This is a genomic window from Pseudomonas sp. KU43P, assembly GCF_033095865.1.
Taxonomy (GTDB): Bacteria; Pseudomonadota; Gammaproteobacteria; order Pseudomonadales; family Pseudomonadaceae; genus Aquipseudomonas.
Genome location: NZ_AP019365.1, coordinates 4,317,243 through 4,332,573, shown reverse-complemented (window position 1 = coordinate 4,332,573; position 15,331 = coordinate 4,317,243). Strand labels below are relative to the sequence as shown.

General features: G+C 64.0%; 18 protein-coding genes. 8 read left to right on the top strand and 10 right to left on the bottom strand.

Annotation, left to right across the window (positions count from 1 at the left end):
• Positions 1-44: 44 nt before the first annotated feature.
• The gene (locus tag KU43P_RS19820) at positions 45-425 is read right to left on the bottom strand and encodes a hypothetical protein (RefSeq protein WP_317659143.1); all 381 of its coding nucleotides are present in this window, start codon (positions 423-425) and stop codon (positions 45-47) included.
• Between the two features lie 93 nt (positions 426-518).
• A complete protein-coding gene (locus tag KU43P_RS19815; protein WP_317659142.1) occupies positions 519-1,712 on the bottom strand; it encodes an MFS transporter in 1,194 nt (397 codons plus the stop codon).
• Positions 1,713-1,819: 107 nt separating this feature from the next.
• Between KU43P_RS19815 and KU43P_RS19810 the strand changes: the two genes are divergently transcribed.
• Positions 1,820-2,698, top strand: coding sequence for a LysR family transcriptional regulator (locus KU43P_RS19810; RefSeq protein ID WP_317659141.1), 879 nt, complete (start codon positions 1,820-1,822; stop codon positions 2,696-2,698).
• Positions 2,699-2,741: 43 nt separating this feature from the next.
• Here the strand turns inward: KU43P_RS19810 and KU43P_RS19805 are convergent, their stop codons facing one another.
• Complete coding sequence (locus KU43P_RS19805) at positions 2,742-3,491, bottom strand: 3-oxoacyl-ACP reductase family protein (RefSeq protein ID WP_317659140.1); 750 nt, start codon at positions 3,489-3,491, stop codon at positions 2,742-2,744.
• A gap of 117 nt (positions 3,492-3,608) precedes the next feature.
• On the opposite strand from KU43P_RS19805, the gene KU43P_RS19800 reads away from it, so the two are divergent.
• Entirely contained in the window at positions 3,609-4,547 is a 939-nt protein-coding gene (locus tag KU43P_RS19800; RefSeq protein ID WP_317659139.1) for a LysR family transcriptional regulator, read from the top strand.
• Between the two features lie 22 nt (positions 4,548-4,569).
• Here the strand turns inward: KU43P_RS19800 and KU43P_RS19795 are convergent, their stop codons facing one another.
• Both KU43P_RS19795 and KU43P_RS19790 read right to left on the bottom strand, forming a co-directional pair.
• Positions 4,570-5,040 (bottom strand): transcription elongation factor GreAB, encoded by a 471-nt coding sequence (locus KU43P_RS19795; RefSeq protein WP_317659138.1) that lies wholly within the window; start codon positions 5,038-5,040, stop codon positions 4,570-4,572.
• Positions 5,041-5,042: 2 nt separating this feature from the next.
• Positions 5,043-5,435, bottom strand: coding sequence for a hypothetical protein (locus KU43P_RS19790; protein ID WP_317659137.1), 393 nt, complete (start codon positions 5,433-5,435; stop codon positions 5,043-5,045).
• 133 nt (positions 5,436-5,568) lie between these two features.
• On the opposite strand from KU43P_RS19790, the gene earP reads away from it, so the two are divergent.
• The gene (gene earP, locus KU43P_RS19785; protein WP_317659136.1) at positions 5,569-6,702 is read left to right on the top strand and encodes an elongation factor P maturation arginine rhamnosyltransferase EarP; all 1,134 of its coding nucleotides are present in this window, start codon (positions 5,569-5,571) and stop codon (positions 6,700-6,702) included.
• 48 nt (positions 6,703-6,750) lie between these two features.
• The gene (gene efp / locus KU43P_RS19780) at positions 6,751-7,320 is read left to right on the top strand and encodes an elongation factor P (RefSeq protein WP_317659135.1); all 570 of its coding nucleotides are present in this window, start codon (positions 6,751-6,753) and stop codon (positions 7,318-7,320) included.
• A gap of 189 nt (positions 7,321-7,509) precedes the next feature.
• Here the strand turns inward: efp and KU43P_RS19775 are convergent, their stop codons facing one another.
• The 3 genes from KU43P_RS19775 to KU43P_RS19765 form a co-directional block, all read right to left on the bottom strand.
• Positions 7,510-7,938, bottom strand: a complete 429-nt coding sequence (locus tag KU43P_RS19775; protein WP_317659134.1) for an organic hydroperoxide resistance protein — start codon at positions 7,936-7,938, stop codon at positions 7,510-7,512.
• 141 nt (positions 7,939-8,079) lie between these two features.
• A complete protein-coding gene (locus tag KU43P_RS19770; protein WP_317659133.1) occupies positions 8,080-8,535 on the bottom strand; it encodes a MarR family winged helix-turn-helix transcriptional regulator in 456 nt (151 codons plus the stop codon).
• A gap of 55 nt (positions 8,536-8,590) precedes the next feature.
• Positions 8,591-9,547 (bottom strand): LysR family transcriptional regulator, encoded by a 957-nt coding sequence (locus KU43P_RS19765; RefSeq protein ID WP_317659132.1) that lies wholly within the window; start codon positions 9,545-9,547, stop codon positions 8,591-8,593.
• 114 nt (positions 9,548-9,661) lie between these two features.
• Here KU43P_RS19765 and KU43P_RS19760 point away from each other — a divergent pair, with 114 nt between their 5' ends.
• On the top strand, positions 9,662-10,411 hold the full coding sequence (locus KU43P_RS19760) for a sulfite exporter TauE/SafE family protein (RefSeq protein WP_317659131.1): 750 nt from the start codon (positions 9,662-9,664) through the stop codon (positions 10,409-10,411).
• Between the two features lie 26 nt (positions 10,412-10,437).
• Here the strand turns inward: KU43P_RS19760 and KU43P_RS19755 are convergent, their stop codons facing one another.
• The gene (locus tag KU43P_RS19755; RefSeq protein WP_317659130.1) at positions 10,438-11,289 is read right to left on the bottom strand and encodes a LysR substrate-binding domain-containing protein; all 852 of its coding nucleotides are present in this window, start codon (positions 11,287-11,289) and stop codon (positions 10,438-10,440) included.
• Positions 11,290-11,385: 96 nt separating this feature from the next.
• On the opposite strand from KU43P_RS19755, the gene KU43P_RS19750 reads away from it, so the two are divergent.
• A complete protein-coding gene (locus KU43P_RS19750) occupies positions 11,386-11,604 on the top strand; it encodes a DUF1127 domain-containing protein (protein WP_317659129.1) in 219 nt (72 codons plus the stop codon).
• A 132-nt stretch (positions 11,605-11,736) separates the two neighbouring features.
• Positions 11,737-12,957 carry a winged helix-turn-helix domain-containing protein gene (locus KU43P_RS19745; RefSeq protein ID WP_317659128.1) on the top strand — a complete coding sequence of 407 codons (1,221 nt, stop codon included), beginning with the start codon at positions 11,737-11,739 and terminating at the stop codon, positions 12,955-12,957.
• On the opposite strand, the gene KU43P_RS19740 is transcribed toward KU43P_RS19745, so the two are convergent.
• Entirely contained in the window at positions 12,938-14,284 is a 1,347-nt protein-coding gene (locus KU43P_RS19740; RefSeq protein WP_317659127.1) for a class II 3-deoxy-7-phosphoheptulonate synthase, read from the bottom strand. The genes KU43P_RS19745 and KU43P_RS19740 overlap by 20 nt on opposite strands.
• Before the next feature lie 117 nt (positions 14,285-14,401).
• On the opposite strand from KU43P_RS19740, the gene KU43P_RS19735 reads away from it, so the two are divergent.
• A complete protein-coding gene (locus KU43P_RS19735; RefSeq protein WP_317659126.1) occupies positions 14,402-15,157 on the top strand; it encodes a spermidine synthase in 756 nt (251 codons plus the stop codon).
• Positions 15,158-15,331: the final 174 nt, after the last annotated feature.

Below are 15,331 nucleotides of genomic sequence, written 5' to 3'. Positions count from 1 at the left end.
CAGGGGCAGTGCGGTCAAAAAGCCGCCATGTTACCGCAAGACCCTCAGTCTGAGTTGGCGGGCCGCCTGTGCTGGCGCCAGCTGTCGTCGATCTTCGACCAGGTCTTGCCGTCAGTGACTGCCATCAGCTTGCGGCCATCTTTGAAGGTGGCAAGGAACGTGGCTTCTTCCTCCTTGCCGCCCAGCCAGAGCCCGGCCAGCAAGCCCACCGGGCCGGCCACCAGGGCTCCGGCCACTCCCCAGCCAATGGCGGTACCGAGGCTGCGGTTGGATTCGAGGCTGGCAAGGCGCAGGTCGCTGATGCGGGCAAGGGAAATCCGCTCGCCAGGCGAAGGGCTGCGGGGGGTCTTGAGCGTGAGCGATCCATTGCGAAATTCGCCTTCACCTTGCAAGAAATCGCCGGATTGAACCGTGAGTCTTGTCATTGAGTCGTCCTGTCAGTGAAAGGGCTTGACCAGCGCCTACTGAGCGCCGCCGAGGCAGGCAAGTCAACGATCAGGCGACGGAGGGTAGCGGTGCTATGCCGCAGGGGCCTGCATGGCGCGCTGGCGCTTGCGTTCGGCGCAAACCCAGACCACCAGTGCCAATGCCCCGATCGACAATCCGGCGACCACGATGCCCATCCAGCCTTGATGCTGGAACAATTGCGTGCCCAGCAACGAGCCTAGCGCGCCGCCGATGAAATAACAGGTGATGTAGCCAGCATTCAGGCGCGTACGTGCGTCAGGTCGCAATGCGATCACCGCATTCTGGTTGCTCACGTGGACCAGCTGCACGGCCAGGTCCAGCACCAGCACGCCTAGCAGCAGGGCCGCCAGCGACTGCGGGGCGAAGCCCAGCGGCACCCAAGCTAGCAGCAAGGCCACCAGGCCCACGGTAGTGCCCAGCGAGCCCTTGCCACGGTCTGCCAGGCGCCCGGCCCAGTTGGCCGACAACGCACCCGCAGCACCGGCCAGGCCAAACAGGCCGATGACTGCGTCGGAATAGTGGTAGGGCTCGTTGGCCAGGAGAAACGCCAATGGCGTCCAGAACAAGGCGAACAGGCTGAACGCCAGCAGGCCCAGCAACGAACGCAAGCGCAGCACGGGCTCCTCGACGAACAGACGGAACACCGAGCCGATCAGCGCCGGATATTTCAACCCGGCATGGCTGTGGTGCTGTGGGAGGCTGCGGTACAGGGCGATGGCGGTGATTGCCATGAGCACCGCGGCCAATACGTAGATGCTACGCCAGCCGCCCAGTTCTGCCATGAAACCCGCAGCCGTACGGGCCAGCAATATGCCCAGCAGCAGGCCGCTCATCAGGGTGCCCACTGCACGCCCGCGTTGCTCTGGCGCACTCAAGGTGGCGCCCAATGGCACGAGAATTTGCGCCACCACCGAAAACAGGCCGGTCAGCACGGTACCGAGTAGCAACCAGGACAGGCTCGGCGCGCAGGCACTGATGACTAGGCCCAGCGTGGAAATCGCAGTCATCACCACGATCAGCCGGCGCTGTTCGAACAGGTCGCCCAGCGGTGCCAGCAACAGCAACCCGGCCCCATAGCTGAGCTGGGCGGCGATGACGATGCTGCCGGCGCTGGCGGTGCTCAGGCCGAACTGCTCGGCGATGCTGTGCAGCAGGGGTTGGGCGTAATAGTTGCTGGCCACGGCCAGGCCGGTGGCGGTGGCCATCAGCAGAATCAAGGCACGGCTCAAGGTCGGGGTGTTCATGGCAATCTCGGTGCGGGCAGTGGTATGTGGCAATCAGTATCTGAAGTTGTCTGGCATGACGCCAATGTATAGTTATCAGCTTATCCATCTCGAAAGCAGATAGATCAATGAACCTCAAGCAACTCGAATATGCCTTGGCCGTGGCCGATACCGGCAGCTTCACCCGCGCAGCCGAACGCTGTCATGTGGTGCAATCGGCGCTCAGCCATCAGGTGGCGCGTCTGGAAGCGCAGTTGGGGGTCAGCCTGTTCGAGCGTAGTTCGCGGCGCGTGCGCCTGACGCCTGCTGGCGAGGCTTTCGTGCTCAGCGCCCGGCCGGCCGTCGAGGCTGCGGGGCGGATTGCCGATGATGTGGCTGCCGCTTGTGGCCAGGTACGTGGGCGGTTGTCGATTGGCGAGATCAGTTCGCTTACTGCGCTCGACCTGGTCGAACTGCTGGCGGTATTCCACGGCCGTTACCCGGACGTGGACGTGCGCTGGCTCACCGCCAAGAGTGAATGGCTGGTGGCCGACGTTTGCGAGCGACGCCTGGATGTGGGGTTTATCGGCCTGTGGCAAGGCGAAGCCTTGCATGGGGTACATCATCGTTTGCTGGCGCGTGAGGAACTGGTGGCGTTGTTGCCGCCAGGCCATCGGCTGGCAGGTAGGGGGCAACTGACGCTGGCAGATCTGACCGACGAGGTGCTGGTGGACTTCCCCGAGGGTACCGGGGCACGGCGCCAGACCGATGAAGCGTTCCTGGCGGCGGGGGTGGTGCGACGGGTGAAGTTCGAGATCGGGCATATTCGTCTGGTGGAGAAATTCGTGCAGCGCGGCATGGCGGTCGGGCTGGTACCCGAGCGCATCGCGCAGGGCATCTCGGGGGTGGCAGTTGCGCGGTTGGCCGATGCACCGGTGCGGCATTTGTATGCGGTGTGGTCGCAAAGCCCGACGCCTGCGGCGCGGGCGTTTCTGGAAATGATGGAGCAGCTTCTGGTGCCTGGCTGAAAAAGCGGTTGCCGGCACAGGCCGTGGCCGGCAACCGGTGATATCACGCTGCAAAGCCACCATCGGCGGTCAAGCTGGCCCCGGTGATGTAACCCGCTTCCGGGCCCGCCAGATAGGCAACGAAGCTGGCAATCTCGTCGGCCTGCCCATAGCGCCCGATCGCCATCAGCGGTATCAGGCTCTCGGCGAACTCGCCGCTGGCAGGGTTCATGTCGGTGTCAACCGGCCCCGGTTGCACGTTGTTCACGGTAATGCCTTGCGGCCCCAGGTCGCGGGCCATGCCTTTGGTCAGCCCGACCAGCGCCGACTTGCTCATGGCGTACGGTGCGCCGCCGGCAAACGGCATGCGCTCGGCATTGGTGCTGCCGATGTTGATGATGCGCCCGCCCTGGCCCATGTAGCGTGCGGCGGCCTGGCTGGCGACGAAGACGCTGCGCACGTTGACTGCCAGGGTGCGGTCGAAGTCCGCCAGGTCGAACTCGGCCAGCGGGGCCACGGCCAGCACGCCGGCGTTGTTGACCAGGATGTCGAGGCGGCCGAAGGCTTTTACGGTGTCGTCCACAGCCAGTTGCACAGCGGCGGCGTCGGCACTGTCGGCGCGCAGGGCCAGGGCCTTGCCACCGGCTGCCTGCACTTCTTCGACCAGGGCCTGGGCCGGGCCTTCGGAGCTGACATAGGTGAAGGCCACGTGTGTGCCTTCGCGGGCCAGGCGGCGCACGATGGCAGCGCCGATGCCGCGCGAACCGCCCTGGACCAGGGCTGCTTTGCCTTCGAGAGTAAGTTGCTTGGACATGCTGATCTCCTGCTGGAAGCAAGGCCGAATGCCTTGGATGGGCGCAGTATCGACTCATGATTACCTGCTGATAAGATGGCAATCACTATCAGCAGAGTGAACTTTTGGTTGGTAATCATGGCTACTGAATCCTTCAGCGCCCTTGAGTGTTTCATTCGCAGCGCCGAGGTCGGCAGTTTCGCCGAGGCAGCCAGGCGCCTGAGCCTGACCCCGGCGGCGGTGGGCAAGCACGTTGCCCAGCTGGAAGCGCGCCTCGGGGTGCGGCTGTTCCAGCGTAGTACGCGCAAGCTCACCCTGACCGAAGCAGGGCAGCGTTTTCTGGGTGAGGTGAGTGACAGCTTCCGCACCATCCAGTACGCCGTGGCCAACCTGGCCAGCGCCGAAGGCCAGCCGGCGGGGCTGTTACGGGTGAGCATGGGCACGGTGTTCGGCCGGTTGTATGTGCTGCCGTTGCTGGGCGAATTCTTGCGGCGGTACCCGGCGATCACGCCGGACTGGCATTTCGACAACCGGCAGGTGGACTTGATCGGCCAGGGCTTCGATGCCGCCATTGGGGGTGGTTTCGAGCTGCCGCCCGGGGTGGTGGCGCGCAAGCTGACGGTGGCGCACCGGGTATTGGTGGCGTCGCCCGGGTACCTTCAGCGACACGCACCGATCGAAGACCCCGAGGTGCTGCAACGTCACGATGGGATCTTGATCCGTTCACCGCAAACCGGGCGGGTACGGTCCTGGCCGTTGACCAGCCGCAGGCAGGAGCAGCAGCCCCTGTTGTTGCGCCAGGCGATGACCATGAGCGATTCGGATGCGGCTTGCGCAGTGGCCGTGCAGGGGTTGGGAATTGCCCTGGTCAGCCTGCCGTTTGCCGTGCCGTATTTGGATGCAGGGTCGCTGCAGCGGGTGCTGCCTGACTGGTATGTCGACGATGGGCATATCAGCCTGTACTACGCCGGGCACAAGCTGTTGCCGGGCAAGACCCGGGCGTTCATCGACTTTGTGGTGGAGCAGTTTGCTGCGCGGGGGTTGGCAGGGCGGTTCGATGCGTTGGCGGGCGTGTAGGCGAGCCGGCGACAGGGCCGGCTCAGACAACCTCGATCACGAAGAACGCCTGCGACCCCAGGCTCACCTCATCATCGACCTTCTTTCCGACCAGCAATTGCCCCAGGGGCGAACGCGGAGTAATCACAGTCACCAGCCCTTCACCCTCGCCAATCTTCAACCCGGCCGCCTCAGGCCCCAGAAACAGCAAGCGCTGCCCGCCATCCTCATCTTCCAGCGTCACCAGATTGCTCACCTGCACCCCGCGCGCCGGGTCATAGTCCCGCAGCAGCAATTGCTGGTAGGTCAGCAGCGCCTGGCGAATCTCGGCCGTGCGCCGGGCCTGTCCAGTGGCCAGGTACGACGCTTCCAAGCCCAGGGTGTCATACTTGTTCTCGGCGATGTTCTCTTCGGCGGTGGCGGTTTCGTAGGCGGTCTGCGCCGCGCGGCGCAAAACCTCCATGTCCGCTTGCAGGGCAACGATGATGCGAGAAAGCAGGGCGGCCTTGTCCATGATCAGTAACAGAACTCCAGCACGTTGGCCTGGCTCTTGTCGGTCGGCGCAGTGCGATTCTGCGACAGCCAGAACTGGCACTTGGGGCTGTTGAGGTTGCGCGGGTTGCCCTGGGCGGCTTCGGCGGCCTGCTGCAGTTCCTGCTTGTGCAGAATGTCTTTGTAACGTTCGAACATCTCGCTCTGCGCATTGGTCGGTGGCTCGGGGGCAGCCGCCGGTGCGGCGACAGCAGGGACGACCGCCTGGGCCACGGGTTGCACGTGCTCCGGCCAGAGCTGCAGGGCCAGCCACAGGCTCAGGGCAATGGCCACGGCGCCGAGCCACAGGCCAAAGGCCACGCAGGCGATGAGCTGCAGGGGCTTGAGGGTGATCTTCAGTTCACGTTGGCGGGGCATGGCGGCCTCCTGGCAGGGCGGGTCGAGCCGCCATTGTCGCATGGCATCGGGCGCAATTTCAGCGCCAGTGCTTTTGTCGGCGACAATTTGGCCGCAGAATTCGCGGTTTTTGCGCTGGGCGAGCGGAGGGTAAATGAAGGTCACCTGGGACATTTTCTGTACCGTCGTCGACAACTATGGCGATATCGGCGTGACCTGGCGCCTGGCCCGGCAGCTGGTGGCCGAGCATGATCTGGCGGTACGACTGTGGGTGGATGACCTGAACGCCTTCGTACCCATGTGCCCAGGCGCGCACGCCAGTGCCCTGCAGCAATGGCAGCAGGGCGTCGAGGTGCGCGCTTGGCCGGCCCAGTGGCAGCCCGTTGAGCCGGCCGATGTGGTCATCGGTGCCTTTGCCTGCCAGTTGCCAGCACCGTACATCGACGCCATGCGCGCCCGTGCCACGCCCCCCCTGTGGCTGAACCTCGATTATCTCAGCGCCGAGGACTGGGTCGAAGGGTGCCACGGCCTGCCATCGCCGCAAGCCAATGGCCTGCGCAAGGTGTTTTTCTTTCCGGGGTTTACCGACAAGACCGGTGGGCTGCTGCGCGAAGCGTCGTTGCTGGGGCAGCGCGACGTCTTGCAGCAATCGGCCGAAGCGCGCGAGGCGTTCTTGCAGGGGCTGGGTGTTCAGGCACAGGGCGATGCGCAGCTCGTTTCCCTGTTCGCCTACGAAAATCCGCAGCTCGGGGCCTGGCTCGATGCACTGGCCACCGACACCTGCGCCACGCACCTGCTGGTACCGCAAGGCCGCATCCTTGCCGACCTCGGCAACTGGCTGGGCGAGCCTGGGCTGGCCGTGGGCGACTTGCACCAGCGCGGCGCGCTGACGGTGCAGATTCTGCCATTCGTCAGCCAGGACGACTACGACCGCCTGCTCTGGTGCTGCGACTTCAACGCTGTGCGCGGCGAGGACTCGTTCGTGCGGGCGCAGTGGGCCGGCCGCCCTATGCTCTGGCATATCTACGTGCAGGAAGAAAATGCCCACTGGGAAAAGCTCGAAGCTTTTCTTGGCCATTATCGACAGGGCTTGTCGGATGATGCCGCGCAGGCACTGATGGCATTGTGGCGTGCCTGGAACATGAATTTCGACATGCGCCAGGCCTGGCAACGGGCCCGTAAACACTGGCCAGAACTGCAGCAGCATGCCCACGACTGGGCGTCCCGCCAGGCCGCTCGGCCGGACCTCGCCAAGGCGCTGGTACAGTTTTACCGAAATTCGCTATGATACGCGGCCTCGATTTTTATAAATCCATCCAGATTCGGATACTTCGTAATGAAAACTGGTAAAGAACTGAAACCCGGTACCGTACTGCGGATCGACAACGACCCGTGGCTGGTCCAGAAAGCCGAATTCACCAAGTCGGGTCGCAACAGCGCGATCATGAAGACCAAGCTGAAGAACCTGCTGACCGGCTACAAGACCGAAACCGTCTACGGTGCGGACGACAAGCTGGACGACGTGATCCTGGATCGCAAAGAAGCGACCCTGTCGTTCATCAGCGGTGACGCGTACACCTTCATGGACACCACCGACTACACCATGTACGAACTGAACGCCGAAGACATCGACGCCGTTCTGCCGTACATCGAAGAAGGCATGGAAGACATCTGCGAAGCCGTCTTCTTCGAAGGCCGCCTGGTATCGGTTGAACTGCCGACCACCATCAGCCGTCAGGTTGTCTACACCGAGAACGCTGCCCGCGGCGACACCTCCGGCAAGGTCATGAAGCCTGCCAAACTGAAGAACGGCACTGAGATCCAGGTTGCCGACTTCATCCAGATCGACGAGTGGATCGACATCGACACTCGCGACAACAGCTTCAAGGGCCGTTCCAAGAAGTAATTCTTCTTGCGACGCGCACGAAAAACCCGGCCTTGGCCGGGTTTTTTTGTGCCTGTAACAAATTCCGATGCTTGCACCGATCCCTGTAGGAGCCGGCTTGCCGGCGATAGGGCCCGACCAGGCTATTCAGGTTGCCTGCTCAGGCCCAATCGCCGGCAAGCTGGCTCCCACAGTTAGAAAGCAGCGGCTTCAGACCGTCACATGCAGTCGCACATCCACATTGCCACGGGTTGCATTGGAATACGGGCAAACCTTGTGCGCTTTCTCCACCAGCCCCTCTGCTTCAGCTTGTGCCAGGCCCGGCAGATTGATGTTCAGGTCGATATCCAGGCCAAAGCCACCGGGGATCTGGCCAATGCCTACCTTGGCGGTGATCGAGGCGGTTGCGGGCAGCTGCTTTTTCTCCTGACCGGCCACGAACTTCAGCGCGCCGATGAAGCACGCCGAGTAACCGGCCGCGAACATCTGCTCGGGGTTGGTGCCGTCACCACCCGCGCCGCCCAGCTCTTTGGGGGTGCTCAGCGTGACTTCCAACTTGCCGTCGCTGGAGCGGGACTTGCCGTCGCGACCGCCGGTGGAGGTGGCTTCTGCGATGTACAGCGGGTCGACCTTTTGCATGATGATCCTCGCGAATGTGCTGTGCGCCCTGATCAAGGCAGGAGCGCCGGGTGGGTACGGAATTTAAATTAGCGCGCAATTAGTTTGTGCGCAAGATAAATGCTCACCGCTCATCGGAACGGGCATCACACAGCTTAGCCGTCAGAGGTGCTTTTGCAGGTTGTCACGCAAGTCCAGCAAATCGGCTTGCAGCTGCTGCAGGCGTTCGAGGCTGCGTCCGCTGGCCTTGAGAATGCACGGTGGCACCGTTTTGGCCTGCTCCTGCAAGGCACGCCCCTTGTCGGTCAGGTGCACCAGCACCACCCGTTCGTCCTCGCGGCTGCGGTTGCGTTCGAGCAGGCCCTCGCTCTCCAGGCGCTTGAGCAGGGGCGTGAGTGAGCCGGGGTCGGTCAGCAGATGCTGGCTGATTTCGCCCACCGTGAGGCCGTCCTGCTCCCACAGCACGAGCATGGCCAGGTACTGCGGATAGGTCAGGCCCAGTGCCTGAAGCAGGGGTTTGTAGACCTTGGTCATCAGCAACGAGGTGGAGTGCAGGGCGAAACAGACCTGATTGTCCAGCAGCAGCTCGTCACAAGAGGCTTGGGTGTCGGCGTTCATGCAGGTCCTTGAATGTCATCGATAGAGAAATCTAGCACGCTGATGGTTAGTGCGCTCATTGCCAGCGCAATTCGCTGCGCAGGGCCAGGTCCCAGGGTGGAATCGGGCTGAAGCGGCTCTTGAGGAATTCGAGCAGCAATCGGCTGCGAGAGTTCGTTTCATGTTCCAGACGGAGCGCATAAATACCGCTGGATTCGGCAGCGGGCAGGCCGCTGTGGCAGAACAGCGGCACCAGCTCGCCACGCAGCAGGTAATCGCTGATCAGCCAGGTCGGCAGATGGGCGATACCCAGGCCGGCGAGGGCGCCGAACAGCAGGGTTTCGGCATTGTTGGCGGTCATGCGCATGCGTGAAGGTCGGAACTGGCGCGCCTGGCCCTCGACCGTGAAGCGCCAGGCGAAGGGCGGCGCCAAGCCGTCCCAGTCCAGGCCGTCGTGCTCGGGCAGTTGGCTGGGGCAATCGGGTATGCCGCGGCTGGCCAGGTAGGCGGGGCTGGCGCAAGCGATACGCACCATGTACGCCAGTGACGTGGCCACCAGGCGGGTGTCGGCCAGGGGGCCGGCGCGCAGTACCAGGTCGACCTCGCCCAAGTGGCTGCCGTGCAAGTCGACGAAGCTGTCGATCAGCCGCAGTTGCACGTCCAGGCCCGGGTAGGCCACTAGAAAGTCGGCAATGGCTGGGGCCAGGTGGCGGCGGCCGAAGGCGGCAGGGGCGTCGATGCGGATCAGGCCTTCCGGTGCATTGCTCAGCGACACTGCTTCGGCGCGGGCCAGGCGCAGTTCCTCGATGATGCGCCGGGCGCGTTCGGCGAATGCCTTGCCGGCGGGGGTGGCACGCACGGCATGGGTGCTGCGGGTGAACAGGCGGCTGCCGACCGCGCTCTCCAGGTTGTCGATGCGCCGCGCCACGGCGGAAGGGGTAAGCGGGTGGCGGCGAGCGGCAGCGGAAAAACTGCCGGCCTCCAGCACATCGAGGAACAGACTCAGTTGGTCGGTCAGGGTATCCGGGCTCATGGGCAACCTTGCTTATGCATGAAACGCACAGCCATTGTGCGTTGCTGTGCGTTTCCCTGCCAGCCCGCACTCGATAGCATGCAGGCATTACTTACGCAGGCGGACGAGGCCCTGATGATCGAGTGGTTGTTGTATATCGCCCTGGGCGCCGCCTTGGGCACCATGGGAGGCTTGTTCGGCATTGGTGGCGGGTTGATCGCCATTCCGGCACTGGGAGTGTTGTTTGGCCTCGACCAGCAGCTGGCGCAAGGCACGGCGCTGGTAATGGTGGTGCCGAACGTGCTGCTGGCGCTGTGGCGTTACCACCAGCGCAATCGCATCGAGCTGCGCCATGCGTTGCCGCTGTCGCTGTGCAGCTTCCTGTTTGCCTGGCTGGGGTCGATCTGGGCGGTGGGTATCGATGCGCATGCCATGCGCCTGGGGTTTGTGGGGTTCCTGGTGGCGCTGGCGGTGTGGAACGTGGCGCGGATGTTCCTCAAGGTGGCACCGGCCAGCAGCGAGCTGCGTTATCCATGGCCATGGCTGGGGGTGCTGGGCAGTTTTGCCGGGGCCATGGGCGGGTTGTTCGGGGTGGGTGGTGCTGTGGTGGCCACGCCGATCCTGACCAGCGTGTTCGGCACGACCCAGGTGGTGGCGCAAGGGCTGTCGCTGGCGCTGGCGGCACCGAGTACCACGGTCACCTTGCTGACCTATGGCGTGCACCAGAGTGTCGACTGGAGTGTGGGGATACCGTTGGCGATCGGGGGGCTGCTGAGTATCAGTTGGGGGGTGCGGTTGGCGCATGCGCTGCCGGAGAAGGTATTGCGAGGGATGTTCTGTGTGTTTCTGGTGGTGTGTGCGGTCATGCTCGGGTTTGAGCTTTGAGAATGGGGGCGCATAGCGCCCCCGGCTCACTGAAACCCTTCGACGATGTAATCCGCCATGCAGTTGGTAATCGGTGAGTGGGTCTGCGTATTGCGCAACAGCATCACATTCGCCACCGGCAACTGCGGCAACCCATCCTGCTCGCCAAGGATGCGGATGTTGCCGCCAATCAGGCTCTGCAGCTGCGCCGTCACCGCCAGCCCCGCAGTCACGATGGCAAAGATCGCCGCCAGGCTGGGGCTGGTGTAGGCGATGCGGTAGTCGATGCCTTGGGCTTCCAGGGCATTGCAGGTCCAGCCGCGGCAGAAGCAGTCGGTATTGAACAGGGCCAGCGGAATCGGCCGCTGTTCCTGCGGGCAAAAGCCTTCGGCAGCCGCCCACACCAGGCGCTCCTGGCGCAGCAGCTGGCCCACCTCGTTGCCTGGCTCACGGGTGACGATGGTCAGGTCCAGGTCCTGGCGCAGCATCAGCTGCTTGGACGAATCGCAATGCACCTCCACCTGTACCAGCGGGTAGGCCTGGGCAAAGCTCGACAGGATTTTCGGCAGGAAACGCATGGCGTAATCATCAGGTGTGCCGATGCGCACCAACCCCACCATGTGCGGCATGCGCAACGTATTGAACACCTCGCCATGCAGCTTGAGAATGCGCCTGGCATAACCGAGCAGCACCTGGCCTTCGGCCGTCAGGCGCACTTGGCGGCCGTCGCGCTCGAACAGCTGGCGCTGCAGGATGTCTTCCTCAAGGCGTTTCATCTGCATGCTGACCGCCGACTGGGTGCGGTTGACCACTTCCCCGGCGCGAGTGAAGCCGCCTTGCTCGGCGATGGCGACGAAGGTGCGCAGCACGTCGGCATCGAGGCTCTGGTACTGGGACATTGCATCAATCTCCGAGATGCATGGCATCAGAAACATTCGTTGGATTGATCTTAAGCCTGGCAGGAGACTGGAGCCATCAACACGGAGGGCTTCACGATGAAAGGTCATGTCAGCAGCATCCAGCAACCTGTCATTTCACTGAACCACCTGTGGCACGCGGCGCTCGAGCGCTCGGTGCGCTGGTACGAGCTGTACCGTCAGCGCCGCGAGCTGGCGAGCTTGAGCGATGCGACACTGCACGACCTTGGGTTGAGCAGGGCGGATATCCAGCAAGAGGCCGATCGGCATTTCTGGGACGACCCGCTGCGCAAGTGACGCAACGGCCCTATCGCCGGCAAGCCGGCTCCCACAGGTACAGTTGGTGCTTTGAATGTGGGAGCCGGCTTGCCGGCGATAGGGCCATTGAAGACACTAGAGGGACAACAGCCCTGCAGGGAGGTACGACCATTGCCCCTCAACCTGTCCATCAACCAGGCCCGGCGCCTGGCGTTGTCCGCTCAAGGCTTCGGCAAACAGCCCCGACTCCCACCAACGCTGCCCGTCATCAAGCGCATGCTGCAACGCCTGGGTGTGTTGCAGATCGACTCCGTCAATGCCCTGGTTCGCTCTCATTACTTGCCGCTGTTTTCCCGTCTGGGCGGATATTCCCCCGACATGCTCGACCAGCTCGCCTGGGGCCGTGGCCGGCAACGTCAGCTGTTCGAATACTGGGGCCACGAAGCCTCGCTGCTACCACTGAGCCTCTACCCGTTGCTGCGCTGGCGCATGGCCCACGCCGCCGATGGCCGTGGCATCTATCGCCAGCTGGCGCAGTTCGGCCGCGAACGCCAGGATGTGATCGCCCGGGTACTGTCAGCCGTGCGCGAACAGGGCGCAGTGGGCGCCGGCAGCCTGTCGACGCGCCAGGAACGGGCCGGCCCCTGGTGGGACTGGAGCGAGGAGAAACATGCGCTGGAATGGCTGTTCGCCGCAGGCGAGGTGACGGTGGCGGGGCGACGTGGCTTCGAGCGGCTCTACGATGTGCCGGACAAGGTGCTGCCGCGGGCGGTCCTGGATCAGCCCCAGCCCAGCGAGGCCGAAGCCCATCAGGGCCTGATGCTGCACGCCGCCACGGCCTTGGGCGTGGCGACCGAGCGCGACCTGCGCGACTATTTCCGCCTGGCGCCTGAGCAGGGCAGGGCGGCACTGGCTGAATTGGTCGGCGATGGTCGCTTGCAAGCGGTTCAGGTACACGGCTGGAAGCAACCCGCCTACTGTGCAGGTACCCCACGCATTCCCCGGCGAATCGACGCCAGCGCCTTGCTGTCGCCTTTCGATTCGTTGGTCTGGGAGCGCAGCCGCACAGAGCGTTTGTTCGATTTCCGCTACCGATTAGAGATCTACACGCCCGCTCACAAGCGTGTGTACGGCTATTACGTGCTGCCATTCCTGTTCGCCGGGCGCATCGCGGCGCGCGTGGATTTGCGTGCCGAGCGCGCCTTGGGGCAACTGGCGGTGCATGCGGTACATGGCGAGGCAGAAGGATTGGGCGAGGCAGGCTATCAAGCGTTGGCCCTGGAGCTGCTGCGCCTGGCCCAGTGGCTAGGGCTTGAGCGCGTGCAACTGAACTGCCCTCGCCAGGAGGGCAGCCAGTTGCGCCAGGCGCTGCTCAGCGCCGTACTTGCTTGAGGGTTTCGGCGATCAGGAAGGCCAGCTCCAGCGACTGGTCGGCGTTCATGCGCGGGTCGCAGTGGGTGTGGTAGCGGTCCGAGAGTGCATCTTCGGTGATCGGGCGAGCACCGCCGATGCACTCGGTGACGTTCTGCCCGGTCATCTCGATGTGGATACCACCGGCATGGCTGCCCTCGGCCTGGTGCACCTGGAAGAACTGCTTCACTTCATCGAGGATCTGCGCGAAGTCGCGGGTCTTGTAGCCGCTGCTGGCCTTGATGGTGTTGCCGTGCATCGGGTCGGAACTCCAAAGCACCTTGCGCCCCTCACGCTCGACGGTGCGGATCAGCCCTGGCAGGTGCTCGCCGACCTTGCCGGCACCCATGCGCACGATCAGGTTCAGGCGGCCTGGGTCGTTGGCCGGGTTGAGCGTGTCGATCAGGCGGATCAATTCTTCAGGGTTCATGCTCGGGCCGACTTTGACCCCGATCGGGTTGTGCACCCCGCGCAGGAACTCGACATGGGCGCCGTCGAGCTGGCGGGTGCGGTCGCCGATCCACAGCATGTGCGCCGAGCAGTCGTAGTAGTCGCCGGTCAGGCTGTCCTGGCGCACGAAGGCTTCTTCATAGTTGAGCAGCAGCGCTTCGTGGGCGGTGAAGAAGCTGGTTTCGCGCAGTTGCGGGGCGCTGTCCAGGCCGCAGGCGCGCATGAAGGCGAGGGTTTCGTCGATGCGGTTGGCCAGCTGGTGGTACTTGTCGGCCAGCGCCGAGTTGGCGATGAAGTCCAGGTTCCACTTGTGCACCTGGTGCAGGTCGGCAAAGCCGCCCTGGGCGAAGGCGCGCAGCAGGTTGAGGCTGGCGGTGGACTGGTGATAGGCCTGCAGCAGGCGGTCCGGGTCCGGTACGCGGCTTTTCTCGTCGAAGCCGATGCCGTTGACGATGTCGCCACGGTAGGCCGGCAGGGTGACGTTGCCGATGGTCTCGTCGCCTGAAGAGCGCGGTTTGGCGAACTGGCCGGCCATGCGCCCGACCTTGACCACCGGGCAGCCGGCGGCAAAGGTCATGACGATGGCCATCTGCAGCAGCACCTTGAAGGTGTCGCGGATCTTCGCCGCCGAGAACTCGGCGAAGCTTTCTGCACAATCGCCGCCCTGCAGCAGGAAGGCGCGGCCTTCGGTGACCTCGGCGAACTGCCGGCGCAGCTCGCGCGCTTCACCGGCGAATACCAGCGGCGGGTAGCTGGCCAGGGTCTGCTCGACCTTGAGCAGGTGCTCGGGATCGGGGTAGGTCGGTTGCTGCTGGATCGGCAGGGCACGCCAGCTATCAGGGCTCCACGGTCGGTTCATCACAGGCTCGGTCGGGTCAGGTTGGGCATGCCTGCCATGGTAACAGTTGCCGCCGCGCTTGTTGCATCGGGGGTGTTGGCGGACAATGCGCGTTTTTGCGCGGGCAGGTGGCAAGTCATGGCGACGGAGCGGGAAGAGCGGCTGTTGGCCCGGGTCGAGGATGCCTTTGGCGTGATCAGCGTGTACGAGGTGGACGACTACCGCTTCCTCGAGTTCGGCGATGCCATCGAGCAGAGCTGCGTGTTCACCGCCGACCCCAGCTGGCTGGAGTACGACTACACCCGCGCGATGCTGGTAGGTGCGCTGTGCCATGAACAGCCGGAAAGCGCGCTGTTCCTGGGCCTTGGGGCTGGCACCCTGACCCAGGCATGCATGAAGTTCCTGCCGCTCGAAGACATCGAAGCCATCGAACTGCGCGCGGACGTACCGCGCCTGGCCATGGAATACATGGGCCTGGATGACGACCCACGGCTGTACGTACGCATCGGCGATGCCCTGGAATTGCTGCCCACGGCGGAGAAGACCGACCTGCTGTTCGTCGACCTGTACACCGACCACGGGCCGGGTGTCGGCCACTTGGCCTGGACCTTCCTGGAGAATTGCCAGAAGCAGCTCAACCCTGGTGGCTGGCTGGTGATCAACCAGTGGGCCAGCGATGACGGCAGGCCGCTGGGGGCGGCATTGCTGCGTGGGTTGTACCACCGGCATTACTGGGAGCTGCCGGTGAAGGAAGGCAATGTGATCCTGCTGGTGCCGGCGGACCTGGATCAGGGGCTGGACCTGGAGGGTGTACGGGCGCGGGCCGAGGCCCTGGCACCACGGTTGGGGTACAGCCTGGAGGGGTTGATCCGGGAGATTCGGGCGGCAACCTGAAGGGCTGCTTTGTGGCCAGTGGCCCTATCGCTGGCAAGCCGGCTCCCACAGGCTCACCACTGTCCCCTGTGGGAGCCGGCTTGCCGGCGATAGGGCCAGTGATTTCAACCAAGAAGTAACGTTTCAGCCGCCCATCGCTGATGGCCCCATACTGGCCTTCACTCGAGAAAATTT